This window comes from Xenorhabdus szentirmaii DSM 16338 (assembly GCF_002632585.1).
Taxonomy (GTDB): Bacteria; Pseudomonadota; Gammaproteobacteria; order Enterobacterales; family Enterobacteriaceae; genus Xenorhabdus; species Xenorhabdus szentirmaii.
The window spans coordinates 1,791,754-1,804,594 of sequence record NZ_NIBV01000001.1 but is presented as its reverse complement, the minus strand read 5'-3'; the positions used below and the strand labels follow the sequence as shown (position 1 = coordinate 1,804,594).

General features: G+C 43.1%; 10 protein-coding genes, 1 tRNA gene and 1 rRNA gene. 3 read left to right on the top strand and 9 right to left on the bottom strand.

Features of this window, described 5'->3' with window-relative positions; translation table 11 throughout:
• Nucleotides 1-8: 8 nt before the first annotated feature.
• The 4 genes from cysG to cysJ all read right to left on the bottom strand — a co-directional run bounded on the left by cysG (nt 9) and on the right by cysJ (nt 6,001).
• Nucleotides 9-1,430 (bottom strand): siroheme synthase CysG, encoded by a 1,422-nt coding sequence (cysG, locus tag Xsze_RS08215; RefSeq protein WP_038236238.1) that lies wholly within the window; start codon nt 1,428-1,430, stop codon nt 9-11.
• Between the two features lie 264 nt (nt 1,431-1,694).
• Nucleotides 1,695-2,429: a phosphoadenylyl-sulfate reductase gene (locus Xsze_RS08210; protein ID WP_038236240.1), complete on the bottom strand. Its 735-nt coding sequence runs from the start codon at nt 2,427-2,429 to the stop codon at nt 1,695-1,697.
• Complete coding sequence (cysI, locus tag Xsze_RS08205; RefSeq protein WP_038236242.1) at nt 2,426-4,165, bottom strand: assimilatory sulfite reductase (NADPH) hemoprotein subunit; 1,740 nt, start codon at nt 4,163-4,165, stop codon at nt 2,426-2,428. The genes Xsze_RS08210 and cysI overlap by 4 nt, the downstream gene beginning before the upstream one ends.
• Nucleotides 4,166-6,001: an NADPH-dependent assimilatory sulfite reductase flavoprotein subunit gene (gene cysJ, locus Xsze_RS08200; protein ID WP_038236244.1), complete on the bottom strand. Its 1,836-nt coding sequence runs from the start codon at nt 5,999-6,001 to the stop codon at nt 4,166-4,168.
• Nucleotides 6,002-6,327: 326 nt separating this feature from the next.
• On the opposite strand from cysJ, the gene queD reads away from it, so the two are divergent.
• Nucleotides 6,328-6,690 (top strand): 6-carboxytetrahydropterin synthase QueD, encoded by a 363-nt coding sequence (gene queD / locus Xsze_RS08195; RefSeq protein WP_038236246.1) that lies wholly within the window; start codon nt 6,328-6,330, stop codon nt 6,688-6,690.
• Nucleotides 6,691-6,724: 34 nt separating this feature from the next.
• Here queD and queE read toward each other — a convergent pair whose 3' ends face one another.
• On the bottom strand, nt 6,725-7,396 hold the full coding sequence (queE, locus tag Xsze_RS08190) for a 7-carboxy-7-deazaguanine synthase QueE (RefSeq protein ID WP_038236248.1): 672 nt from the start codon (nt 7,394-7,396) through the stop codon (nt 6,725-6,727).
• A gap of 169 nt (nt 7,397-7,565) precedes the next feature.
• Between queE and Xsze_RS08185 the strand changes: the two genes are divergently transcribed.
• Nucleotides 7,566-8,951, top strand: coding sequence for an amino acid permease (locus Xsze_RS08185; RefSeq protein WP_038236250.1), 1,386 nt, complete (start codon nt 7,566-7,568; stop codon nt 8,949-8,951).
• 68 nt (nt 8,952-9,019) lie between these two features.
• Here Xsze_RS08185 and Xsze_RS08180 read toward each other — a convergent pair whose 3' ends face one another.
• Together Xsze_RS08180 and Xsze_RS08175 are read right to left on the bottom strand one after the other, a co-directional pair.
• Nucleotides 9,020-9,880: an endonuclease/exonuclease/phosphatase family protein gene (locus Xsze_RS08180; RefSeq protein ID WP_071991763.1), complete on the bottom strand. Its 861-nt coding sequence runs from the start codon at nt 9,878-9,880 to the stop codon at nt 9,020-9,022.
• Between the two features lie 273 nt (nt 9,881-10,153).
• Nucleotides 10,154-11,122, bottom strand: a complete 969-nt coding sequence (locus tag Xsze_RS08175) for an IS30 family transposase (protein ID WP_099137996.1) — start codon at nt 11,120-11,122, stop codon at nt 10,154-10,156.
• Between the two features lie 944 nt (nt 11,123-12,066).
• Between Xsze_RS08175 and Xsze_RS08170 the strand changes: the two genes are divergently transcribed.
• Nucleotides 12,067-12,321 (top strand): hypothetical protein, encoded by a 255-nt coding sequence (locus Xsze_RS08170; RefSeq protein WP_038235201.1) that lies wholly within the window; start codon nt 12,067-12,069, stop codon nt 12,319-12,321.
• Between the two features lie 202 nt (nt 12,322-12,523).
• On the opposite strand, the gene Xsze_RS08165 is transcribed toward Xsze_RS08170, so the two are convergent.
• Together Xsze_RS08165 and rrf are read right to left on the bottom strand one after the other, a co-directional pair.
• A tRNA-Asp gene (locus Xsze_RS08165) sits at nt 12,524-12,600 on the bottom strand.
• Nucleotides 12,601-12,656: 56 nt separating this feature from the next.
• Nucleotides 12,657-12,772 (bottom strand): 5S ribosomal RNA (gene rrf, locus Xsze_RS08160).
• Nucleotides 12,773-12,841 lie beyond the last annotated feature (69 nt).

Sequence of the window (12,841 nt, the reverse complement as noted above, 5' to 3'; positions counted from 1 at the left end):
AGCGCTCCTTATACGAAATCAATAACAGCAGGGCGACTGACTTGAGTTGCCATCTGTTCTGGCCCAAACCAAGCTAATTGATGATGAAGTTGAGTCACCTCTCCCACTACCAGCAAAGCAGGAGATGGCGCATCCTGTGCCAACTGTTCCAATTCCGACAGTTTTCCGCTCAATACTTGCTGTTCAGTACGAGTCCCACAACCAATCACGGCAACGGGGGTGCTGGCATCCCGCCCGTGTGAAATCAGATTTTGGCTGATTAAGGCTGCTTTCATGATGCCCATGTAAATGACCAAGGTTTGATTGCCTCGCGCCAACGCAGGCCAATCCAACTCATTGCCATTTTCACGGCAATGCCCTGTAATAAAAGTGACGCTTTGTGAGTGTTCCCGGTGAGTCAACGGAATGCCGGCATAGGCAGAAGCACCAACTGCGGCAGTAATCCCCGGTACGACTTGAAAAGGAATGCCCGCCTCTGCGGCAATTTGTAATTCTTCCCCTCCGCGACCGAAAATAAAGGGATCTCCGCCTTTCAGGCGAACGACTTTTTTCCCTTGATTTGCCAACTTAATAATGAGTGCATTGGTTTCTTCTTGTACAACGGAGTGGTTTCCCGCTCTTTTGCCAACACAGATTCTACCTGCATCACGGCGTGCCAATTCCAGAACTTCAGCACTGACTAAATGGTCGTAGAGTATGACGTCGGCCTGCTGGAGCACCTGCAACCCTTTCAAGGTGAGTAATCCCGGGTCCCCCGGACCAGCACCTACCAATGCCAGCTCGCCTTGAGGGCGGGGATCTGTATGAGTTAACTGCTGTTCGAGTTGCGTTTCTGCCTGTTGTAATTGCCCGTTAGCAATCAGGGTGGAAAAACGCCCATTAAATGCTTTTTCCCAAAACTGCCGGCGCTGGCGAATGGAAGTCAGGTGTTGCTTTACTCGCTGGCGCCATTGGCCCGCAATTTCGGCCATTGAACCAAGGTGAAACGGCAATAAGGACTCCAGCTTCTCTCGCAGCAGTTTTGTCAGTACCGGCGATTTTCCGGCCGATGAGATTGCAACCATGACTGGGGAACGATCAATAATGGAGGGAAAAATTGCCGAGCAAAGTAACTGGTTATCGACCACATTGACTAAAATCGCGCGTTCATCGGCTTCCGAAAAAATTTGTTGGTTTAAAGCGGGATCATCCGTTGCGGCAATCACCAAAAATACCCCGTCCAGATATCCTGTTTTAAACCCACCCTGTAGCCACTCAAACTCCCCCTTTTGGTGACGTTGCTGTAATTCAGTATGCAGCTCAGGTGCCACAATTGTTAATGCGGCACCTGCATTCAATAATAAGTCCGCTTTACGAGAAGCAACTTCGCCGCCCCCAACCAAGAGTACTGGTCGAGCATTAAACTCAATAAATAAGGGTAAATAGTCCACGATAATAGCCCATCCGGTATTAAAGCCTATGTAAAGATGAAGGGCATAAGCTCTTAATTATTATGATTACTGAACGATGAATATATGAGGCCACGATCAAGTTATGAAATGACAAAAAGTAATTATTTGCTCCCGAATAGAATAAGCTATGTTTTTTAACTCGTTGTAAAAACAGCCACGCAAAATCTTCAGCATGAAAAAAGCAGCGTTTCTTTATATAGAAACCGCTGCTCAATAAAAATCATGACAATTTATTATGTTTACTTAATTTTCGTGCAAGCCACATTCACGTTTCAAACCAAAAAACCGGGTTTGTTCTTCATTCATGCCCGGTTCCCATTTTTGAGTGGTATGGCTATCCCCGACAGACAGGTAACCTTGTTCCCACAACGGGTGGTATTCAAGGCCATATTGTGACAGGTATTGATGTACACGCCGGTTATCCCAATCAATAATGGGTAAGATTTTGAAGACCCCACGCTGAATTGCCAATACCGGTAAATTGGCGCGACTTTCTGATTGCTGTCGACGCAATCCAGCAAACCAACTTTGTGCCCCAAGCGTTTTCAATGCACGGTTCATGGGTTCAACTTTATTAAGCTGGTTGTAACGCTCAATTCCCTCAATGCCCTGTTCCCATAATTTTCCATAACGGGCTTCTTGCCAAACGGGTGAATGCTCTGCACGAAAAACTTTCAAGTTCAGGTTAAGTTTTTCAGTCAGCTTATCGATAAACTGATAGGTTTCCGGAAATAAATATCCCGTATCGGTGAGGATCACCGGAATATCGGGATATGCCTGTGTGACCAGATGCAAACAGACGGCAGCCTGAATACCAAAGCTGGAGGAAAGCACAAATTCGCCGGCCAAATTTTCCAAGGCCCAATGGATACGTTCACTGGCATCCCGTGTTTCCAGCTGTTGATTGATCTCAGCCAACGCCATGGTTTGCTGCTCTGGCGTCAATAAAGCCAGTTCCGTCAGCGATAGCCCATTCATACCGCCTCCTGCCAATCATAAAAATCGATGGCAGAATTCAATACTGGCTTGATAACATTTGCCCGAATTAAAAAGTCACCAAGGCATTCATCAGTCTCTCGTTCTGACGCCCAACGGCCGATTAATTCATCCAATATGGCCAGGATTTCTGCTGAAGTAATATTTTCCTTGTACATGCGAGGAATTCGATCGCCAATGCGGTTTCCACCAAGATGTAAGTTATAGCGATCCGGAGCTTTCCCCACCAGCCCGATTTCGGCCAGCATTGCCCTGCCACAGCCATTCGGGCAACCTGTCACACGCAAGATGACCTCTTCATCAGCAACACCATGTTTTTCCATCAAGGCATCAACATGGTCAACAAAGACCGGCAAAAAACGTTCTGCTTCTGCCATCGCCAACGGGCAAGTGGGAAAGGAAACACAAGCCATAGAGTGGTGGCGCAAGGTTGTCACACTGTCATCAATTAAACCATGGGCGCGGGCCATTGCTTCAATCCGCGATTTTTCGCTTTCCGGTACTCCCGCCACAATAAGGTTCTGGTTAGCCGTCAGACGAAAATCCCCTTTGTGGATTTTGGCAATTTCCGCCACACCTGTTTTCAATGGTTTACCGGGATAATCCAGCAACCGGCCATTTTCAATGAACAAAGTAAGATGCCATTGAGCATCAACCCCCTTTAACCAACCAATTTGATCGCCACGACCGGTAAACTCATACGGGCGAACGACATCAAATTTTACGCCCGCGCGTTTTTCAACTTCCTGTTTGAAGGTTTCTATTCCCACACGTTCAAGGGTATATTTGGTTTTGGCATTTTTGCGATCTGTCCGGTTTCCCCAATCTCGCTGGGTTGTCACAACCGCTTCAGCAATTGAAAGCGTGTGCTCCAGTGCAATGAAACCAAATTCGCTCGCCAACCGTGGAAATGTTTTTTTGTCACCGTGGGTCATCGCTAATCCGCCGCCCACCAGCACATTAAAACCAATAAGCTGATCATTTTCTGCAATGGCAACAAAGTTCAGATCGTTGGCATGCAAATCCACATCATTTTGTGGCGGGATAACCACCGATGTTTTGAATTTACGAGGCAGGTAAGTCGCCCCAAGGATAGGTTCTTCGTCAGTTGTTGCGATTTTTTCTTTATCCAGCCAAATCTCTGCATACGCATGGGTGCGGGGCAACAAATGTTCCGAGATTTTTTTTGCCCATTCATAAGCCTGCTGATGTAGGGCTGATTGTACCGGATTGGATGTGCACAATACGTTACGATTGACATCATTGGCGGTAGCCAGCGAATCCAATCCCATCAATGCCAGTAACTGATGGGCGGGCTTGAGGTTATTTTTCAAAATACCGTGAAACTGAAACGTTTGCCGGTTAGTCAAACGAATGCTGCCATACAATGTATTTTCTGTTGCAAACCGATCAATTCCCAACCATTGATTTGGCGTAATAATGCCGCCCGGCAAGCGACAACGCAGCATCATGGCGTGACGTGGCTCAAGTTTTTGCTCTGCCCGCTCGGCCCGGATATCACGATCATCTTGTTGATACATGCCGTGAAAACGGATCAGAAGAAAATTGTCGCCCTCAAATCCCCCTGTCAGCCCATTCTTTAAATCTTCGCTGATTGTTCCCCGCAGATAATTGCTTTCTAATTTCATGCGTTCGCTGTCTGCGAGTTTGCCTTCAACGATCAAAGGCTTTTTATTTTCATGGTCTACATTGCTCATTTAGTAAACATCTCTCTGATAACGACGCTCAAGACGCAATTCACTCAAGAATTCATCAGCCTGTTCAGCATCCATGCTTCCGTGTTGTGAAATGATGTTCAACAGGGTTTGTTCCACATCTTTAGCCATGCGATTGGCATCACCGCAAACATACAGATGAGCACCATCCTGAATCCAACGCCAAATTTCGGCTCCCTGCTCGCGGAGTTTATCTTGTACATAGACTTTATTTTGCTGATCCCTTGACCATGCCAAATCAATGCGAGTCAATAACCCTTCTTTTACATAACGCTGGAATTCAACCTGATAAAGGAAATCTTCAACAAAATGGGGATTACCAAAAAACAGCCAGTTTTTACCTTCAGCACCCTGACTGTCACGTTGCTGCAAAAATGCCCTGAAGGGGGCAATTCCCGTTCCCGGCCCAATCATGATGATGGCGGTTTGAGGATTGGCAGGCAGGCGAAAATTATTATTTTGTTCGACGAAAATCCGAATGTTATCGTCTTCTTGCAATCTGTCCGCCAAATAGCCGGATGCGCCGCCAGTACGTGCCCGCCCATCAATATCATAACGAACGACACCAACTGTAATATGAGCTTCATTGCCAACGTCAGATTGTGCAGAAGCAATAGAATAGAGGCGTGGTGTCAACGGCCTCAGCAAATCAATGAATTGCTGGGCTTCAGGGTGTGAAGCAAATTCCCTGACCATATCCACAATGGGGGTTGTTTGGGCGTATTGCTGCAATGCCTGTTTATCCGCCCCTAACACAAGCAGTCTTTCCTCTTTTGCCAATGTCGCATATTTTTCAACAATCACACTGGTGTTTTGGGTGAGTTCCAGATGGTGGGTCAGGGCTTCACGCAAAGAAAGTGACTGACCATTCACCGTGACCGGCTCTGCTCCTTCCAACCAAAGTAATTCCATGAGTTCATCCACCAAGGCCGGATCATTGTCAAACCAAACACCCAGCGCATCCCCCGGCTGATAACGCAGATCTGAGTCTCCCAAATCAATTTCAATATGGCGCACATCTTTATCAGACCCACATCCCGTGATTTTCTGATTGACGCTCAAAGGCGCTGTCAGAGGATTTTCCTTGGTGTATTCGTGTATTGTACTCGCTGACTCCGTTTGCATCCCCAAATCAAGCATGGAATACGGCGATGGCGATGCTGTTGATGACGCAGATGGTGAAGGTACAGTTGCCAGACGCTGTTTCAGGATATCGACTATCTGCTGGCGCCACTGGTTGGCCTGAGCCTGATATTCCACATCCACATCCACCCGATCCAATAAACGCTGAGCACCGAGTTCATTGAGGCGGCTATCGAAATCTTTTCCAGCCTGACAAAAATGTTCATATGATGAGTCCCCCAGAGCAAATACCGCGTAAGCTGTCTCTTTCATTGATGGGGCTTTTTTGGAATGGAGATATTTATAAAGTGCTACCGCTTCTTCAGCCGGTTCGCCTTCACCTTGGGTTGAAGTAATAATAATCAATAGCGACTCTTGATTAATTTGCTTAAACTTATAGTCACCTGCATTCACCAAATTGACATTGAGATTTGCAGCTAACAAGGAATCTCTTAGTTGTTCAGCCAAACGACGGGCATTGCCTGTTTGAGATGCTGAAAGCAAAGTCACTGTTTCCTGAACAGATTCTCTCGATGCCTCCATTTCTTTCTGTGGCTGATGGTTTACCATTCCCCAAAAATAGCCTGATAACCAAGCCAATTGATGAGCAGATAACTCACTGGTTGCTGATTGCAAACGTGCCAATTGTTCTGGAGAAACAGGTAATAATACAGTTGAAGGTGGTTTTGCAGTCATTTTCCAGTGCCCTTTGCTATAACAAATGTCCACACAAAAATAATTCCATAAATTGCAATGCGATACCGAAATAATCAATAGTGTTATAATTGCAAAATAAATACAGATAGAACCATAAACATGGATGAATTATCAGGTTATCTCAGAATGGGGGGAGTTCTTAAAGAAAGGATCGCAATATATCATAACCAAAACGCCTAAATTTATTTACAGATTTAATATATCGATAAAGTCGTTAAGCGTTGCGTTTTATACTTCCATAAAAACCACGTTAAGCTTGAAAAGTTCAGGTAGAATAGCCGACCTTTTGCAATCAGGAAAAACACATGAACACAACTATCTTTAAAGATTTTCAATTTGAAGCAGCACATTACTTACCACATGTTCCTGAAGGGCATAAGTGTGGACGCCTGCATGGTCATTCATTTATGGTTCGCCTGGAAATCACCGGAGAAGTCGATCCACTCTCAGGATGGCTCATGGATTTCGCCGATGTAAAAGCGGTTTTTAAACCCATCTGGGAGCAGCTTGATCACCACTATCTCAATGAGATCCCCGGGCTTGAAAACCCAACCAGTGAGGTTTTAGCCAAATGGATTTGGGATAAAGTCAAACCAACCTTGCCTCAGCTCAGTGCCGTTATGGTCAAAGAAACCTGTAGCGCAGGTTGTCTCTATCGTGGCGAGTGAAGATTCAGCACCAGAATCTGGTGCTGAATATATGTCAGGCGATATTCAAGTATTTATGGGTTTGCATCGAAAAACGCCAGTTTCGGGCGATACATGTTTCGATACACAAACGGGTGGCATCTTCTTTTTGGCTAATGGGCTGCAAGGCAATGACCGGCTTGTGATCATCATTGAGCATCATCAGTAATTCATCTAATGCTTCAATGTCGCGCTCACGCCCAACAGGGTGTTTAATTTCATCAGCCCGTTTCATCGATTCAGGTAAGACCCGATAGCCTCCCCGCATCTTAACCTTAGGTGAAAGTGTCACCCACGTTTTCTCAGAACACAAGATTGAGTGCGTACCACTCGTTTCTATCTGGCACTGATAACCGTTATTCTCCAATGTTTCCGTCAAAGGGCGTAAATCATACAAACAGGGTTCGCCGCCGGTAATCACAATGTGGCGGGCGCTGTAACCCTGACGGGTGAATATATTAAGTAATTGCGTTACCGTGGCAACTCCCCAAAGATCACTTTCCTCTGATTTCAGCAAAATGCTCTCCATCGGTCGTTGCTTATCAGACTCTTTTTCCCATGTATGCTTGGTGTCACACCAACTGCACCCGACCGGACATCCTTGTAGCCGAATGAAAATCGAAGGAACACCGGTAAATACCCCTTCCCCCTGCAAAGTCTGAAAAATTTCGTTTATTGGGTAGATCATAAAAAAACTCTAGTTTTACTAAACTGCCCACTATTATTACAGATATCTATCCCGCGGACATCCCTCTTTATGGTATTGTACGGGGTTGCTTTTGCTGGCATCTACATGTCAGGCAGAACATTGTATGCCTAAATACTCTCTGGCATGAAAGGATAGATGGGAATAATGAATGCAAAATAATCAAAATCAGCTTAAACAGGGCCTAAGCGTGCGGCACATCCGCTTTATGGCTTTAGGCTCTGCAATAGGCACCGGGCTATTTTATGGCTCGGCAGAAGCAATTCAGCAGGCTGGCCCCGCGGTATTGCTGGCCTATGTAATCGGCGGTGCTGCCGTATTTATTGTAATGAGAGCACTTGGCGAAATGGCCGTTCACCATCCTGTTTCCGGTTCATTTTCACAATATGCCAGCCACTATTTGGGGCCTTTAGCAGGTTTCCTGACCGGCTGGATTTATGTTCTGGAAATGTTATTTGTCTGCTTGGCCGATATTACTGCATTTGGCATGTATATGAAACTTTGGTTCCCAAATGTCGATCAGTGGATTTGGGTACTGAGCATTGTTTGCTTTATTGGCGCCCTGAATCTTTGCCATGTGAAAATTTTCGGTGAAATGGAGTTCTGGCTTTCAATAGTCAAAGTGACTGCGATTATCGCCATGATTATCTGTGGCCTTTTCATTATGTTTTTCGGTTTTGGTCAAGCAACTGAGCATGCCACCGGTTTATCCAATTTGTGGGAGCACGGGGGCTTTATGCCAAATGGCATCAGTGGCATCATCGCCTCATTTGCTATTGTTATGTTTGCTTTTGGTGGTATCGAAGTCATTGGCATCACCGCCAGCGAAGCCAAAAATCCAGAAAAAACCATTCCAAAAGCAATCAATGCTGTTCCATTGCGCATTTTGATCTTCTATGTTCTGACCCTGTGTATCCTGATGAGTATCTATCCATGGGATCAGATTGGTCAGGATGGAAGTCCATTTGTAAAAATTTTCTCTAACTTAGGGAATAATACAGCCGCAAATATTCTCAATGTCGTCGTAATTACTGCCGCCATTTCCGCTATTAACAGTGACATTTTTGGTGCGGGCAGAATGATGTATGGCATGGCTCAGGAAGGGCAAGCACCAAGCGCATTCAAGAAACTGACGCGCAACGGGGTTCCATGGATGACCGTTTTGGTAATGATGTTTATTCTATTAATCGGCGTGGTACTTAATTATCTCATCCCAAAAGAGATTTTTATCTTCATTGCTTCTGTCGCTACATTTGCCACAGTCTGGGTATGGCTGATGATTTTAATATCCCATGTTGCCATGCGCCGCCAAATGAGTGCTGACGAAGTGAAAACATTGAAGTTTCCAATCCCAATGTGGCCAGTCGCTCCGGCAGTTACGATTGCTTTTATGGCGGGCATCATCATCTTGCTGGGCTTTTTCGAACAAACCAGAGATGCCCTGTATGTCGGTATGGGCTGGATTTTAATCCTGACATTAGCCTATTTCTTCAGTGTGAAGAAAAAATTATTAGCTAACCCCCCCTCTCATCAATAAGAGTTAAAAAAACGCCGGAGAAAATTCCGGCGTTTTTTTATCCGAAAGCCCACCAAGTTAAACTATCGCTATAAACAAAATTTCACGATCAATGGATTGTGATCAGATGCACCTGTCGCTAAAACCGTTGCCTGCTGCACTTTTAAACCACGATAAAAGACAAAATCCAATGGCTTGCCAAAAACAATCGTTCTGTAGTCATCATTAAAATGTACCTCTTCCAGTTGCATACGTTGCGCAAAATGTTCCAGAATTCTTAGCCTTTGGCGACTCCACGCATTAAAGTCACCCGCAAAAATTACGGGACCAGTATGCAACCCAATATGAATACCAATGTTGTTCAATTGACGACGATAAACATCAACACCAAGGCTGAAGTTAATGGCATGCACATTGATCACCATTAACTGGTGTTCATCCCGCAATGGATAAACCGTAATTAAGGATGATTTAGATAATCGGAGTATTGGCTCTTTTTCACGAAGTGGGCAGCAATAAATAGGGGAGGAGGATGCCAATGTCATCACTCCTGAAGGATGCTGAGGTAACACAAGTGCCGGAACTTGGTCGGCCACTAACCCACTGTTTGTTATGAATTTCAACAGTTCAGGGGTTGCTTGAGCCTCTTGCAGTAAAATAAGATCGCTCTTTTTAGCTAAAGACGTCAAAACACGTTGCCATGATGGGCGCTGCTGCTTGTAGATATTCCAAATCGTAATAGATATCTCATTATTGCTGGCAAGGAGCAGCTCTCCATGTGGCAAGGACGCTTTTTCTAACAACTGCTTAGAAGTAGGGAAAACGTGTTCTACAGGCCTGCCTGCAAAATAGCGCATGGCATAATTCTTTCTTGCTCTTTCCGTACTTATAAGCTTTCTTTCATACAGTTTTTTCGCATAGCTTCTTATTGCCAAGCTTACCTCCGCCATATGTCTTCCATCGTCCAATTCTATCTAATATGGCATACCCGTTATTGATTTCAATCTATTAAGCACAAAAAAATAAGTAACCATAAGGTAGTATGTCGATAATATGCCGGATTCCTATAATCTATAATGCTAAAATATTAATGATGAATAAAATAATATAATACACATCCAGCAATAGTAATATTGCTCTTCCTAACTCAGGAATAAAGCAAGAATATTACTTTATCTCTGTTTTTTTTAAATCCTTGCATTCACATAATAAGTGCAACACCGTTATGAACGAAGTAAACGAGTCGGTATTCCTTTAAATAACTCATTCGGTGTTTTATAACCTCGCGTTTTTCGAGGGCGTTTATTTAATCGGTTTGCCACGAGATTTATCTCCAATTCTGAGACTTTATTAAAATCAGTCCCTTTAGGAAAATAATCTCTGATTAATCCATTGGTATTCTCATTGATCCCTCTTTCCCAAGGGGAGTAGGGATGAGCAAAGAAGATTTTGGCCTCTAAATTTTTACTCAGACGTTCATGGTCAGCAAACTCTAAACCATTATCAAGCGTGATCGTTTTAATTTTATGTTTTATCGATGATAAATGCCTTATGGCTGCTTTCACTACCGTTTTCGCCGTTTTCTTTTCCAGTTTAATTATGATGGTAAAGAGGGTTTTGCGTTCAACCAATGTCAATAAGGCACTTTTATGATCTTTTCCAACGATAGTGTCCCCTTCCCAATCACCAACACGTTGCTTTTTATCCACTATTTTTGGGCGTTCATCAATACTGATTCTGTTTTTGATTTTTCCTCTGCGTTCATAACTTCCATAACGTTTACGATACGGTTTTTTCGCTATCCTGAGATGTTGCCATAAATTCCCTCCCTGACTTTTATCTTTATAAATAAGACGGTAAACCGTTTCATGATGTAAAGAGAGGGCCTTTTCTCGATTGAGATAGCCCACCGTTTGTTCAGGGCTTAAATCTTGCCAGATTAATTCTTTGATCCACGTTATTACCTCGGATGTGACTTTGACGGCTTTTAGGGCTGAATGGCGGCGCTCTAATGCCTGACACTGCGCCTGCTTAGGACAGTATTTCTGTGATGCCTGATTTCTCTTCAATTCCCGACTAATCGTTGACGGGTCACGACTGAGCGATGTTGCAATAAAACGTTGTGTAAAACCTGCTTCTTTTAAACTGAAAATCTGATATCTTTCTACTTCGGTCAGTTGTGTATAGGTCATAATGCATTTTCCTTTGGCGAGAAAGATGCCTACTATAGCAACTGACCGCCTTTCTTAGAAATTGCACTTATTAGTCGAATCCAAGATCAACAAAAACTGATATACCGTCAGTCCTGTCAATAACTTCACCAATGATTTAACCTTTGAGCTCATTAACAACGATAAAAATGGGTTTCTGAATTTCTCATTTGTTTATCTTAAAGGTTTCTATAGTTAGGAGAAATCAAATAGTTAACTTAACTACCACCTACTGAAGTAGGTGGGTTAGCGCACTTCGGTGCCGACGACTGAAAGTCGTCGAACCACGCACCTCGTAAACGCGCATAGGTCAAAAAATTAAAGTCAAAGTCACCGTCTAAAGACGGTGGTTTTTACCAATGATATTGAAATAAAAAAGGTAATGAATATGCTAAAACATTTTTTCAAAAAAAGAGGATTTAATCATATTAATTCATATAGGCTCTAACCTATACTCTAATGTCTAAAAAAAGATATTTTAGGCATATTAGAAGATATTAATTCAATTTCTGAAAGATAATTTGAAGTTCCTATGCTCCTTCATTGAAACAACTCAATTTATTAATTTATTAATTTATTAATTTATTAATTTATTAATTTATTAATTTATTATTCATAATAAATACAATAGGCTTTATATAAATGAATTTTTTAAATTCAAGCAATACAAAACAGTAATACCTTGCTACAAACTCTGTTCACAATGAAATATATTTCAAAAACCAAAGCCATATGAGGTTTATTATTTATAAGTATATTGGTATGTCTCGGATTTTATTCTGAATCTTGCTCTAATAATTTTGTATTAATTATAAATTCTGAACCGAAATAACAGATAACTTGGATTTATAATAGAGCAAATAAACAATATCTATATAGATTGAAAAATATTAAAGTTGCAACTGTAAATCAGATTATTAGGAAAAATGAAAATATCTCCATCCAATCACCTAAAAACGCTTAAGATGCTGGTGAAAAATGATCAATACTCAGTACTACAGCAAGCCGCTATATATAAACTATCACTGCCGCGATCAATGCCATTTCAGGACAAACTAAATATGGCGATACCAACAGTTAAGAGCGTATTAGGTCTTGAAGGATTTCTGATTTTATTAAGACATTCAGATATTATCTCTCATATAGAAAAAGGAATTTATCAAGAAGAAGAAATTGAATAACTGAAAAAAGTATCTATAGATAGATGAGTCAGTGGAGATCTAAAATAAATTACACTAAACAATCAAAAGCTGTTTGTTAGATATAAAGCCTCGAATCATAGCCACCGCATAGTGGGTGGTTTTATGTTTAAGAAGCTTACTGGGCTAAGGCCATAATGAAAAAAGCCCTGAGATCTCTCTCAGGGCTTTTCTTGAAATAAGGTGGCGGTGCGGACGGGACTCGAACCCGCGACCCCCGGCGTGACAGGCCGGTATTCTAACCAACTGAACTACCGCACCACCGAATTTCGTTAACCTGGCTGCCTTTTGGGCCGGCAACCGGCTGTTAATTGAATGTCTGGCAGTGTCCTACTCTCACATGGGGAGACCCCACACTACCATCGGCGCTACGGCGTTTCACTGCTGAGTTCGGCATGGGGTCAGGTGGGACCACCGCGCTATTGCCGCCAGACAAATCCTGTTTTCAATCCCGAACAAGCTGTTTTCTCTCATCTGAAACCCGTCTCTTCTTTATACTCCG

Excerpts from the sequence above, each read along its gene's own strand:
- Xsze_RS08210 (WP_038236240.1), bottom strand. The coding sequence starts at position 2,429 with ATGAATGGGCTATCGCTGACGGAACTGGCTTTATTGACGCCAGAGCAG.
- cysI (WP_038236242.1), bottom strand. The coding sequence starts at position 4,165 with ATGAGCAATGTAGACCATGAAAATAAAAAGCCTTTGATCGTTGAAGGC.
- cysJ (WP_038236244.1), bottom strand. The coding sequence starts at position 6,001 with ATGACTGCAAAACCACCTTCAACTGTATTATTACCTGTTTCTCCAGAA.
- queD (WP_038236246.1), top strand. The coding sequence starts at position 6,328 with ATGAACACAACTATCTTTAAAGATTTTCAATTTGAAGCAGCACATTAC.
- queE (WP_038236248.1), bottom strand. The coding sequence starts at position 7,396 with ATGATCTACCCAATAAACGAAATTTTTCAGACTTTGCAGGGGGAAGGG.
- Xsze_RS08185 (WP_038236250.1), top strand. The coding sequence starts at position 7,566 with ATGCAAAATAATCAAAATCAGCTTAAACAGGGCCTAAGCGTGCGGCAC.
- Xsze_RS08180 (WP_071991763.1), bottom strand. The coding sequence starts at position 9,880 with ATGGCGGAGGTAAGCTTGGCAATAAGAAGCTATGCGAAAAAACTGTAT.
- Xsze_RS08175 (WP_099137996.1), bottom strand. The coding sequence starts at position 11,122 with ATGACCTATACACAACTGACCGAAGTAGAAAGATATCAGATTTTCAGT.
- Xsze_RS08170 (WP_038235201.1), top strand. The coding sequence starts at position 12,067 with ATGAAAATATCTCCATCCAATCACCTAAAAACGCTTAAGATGCTGGTG.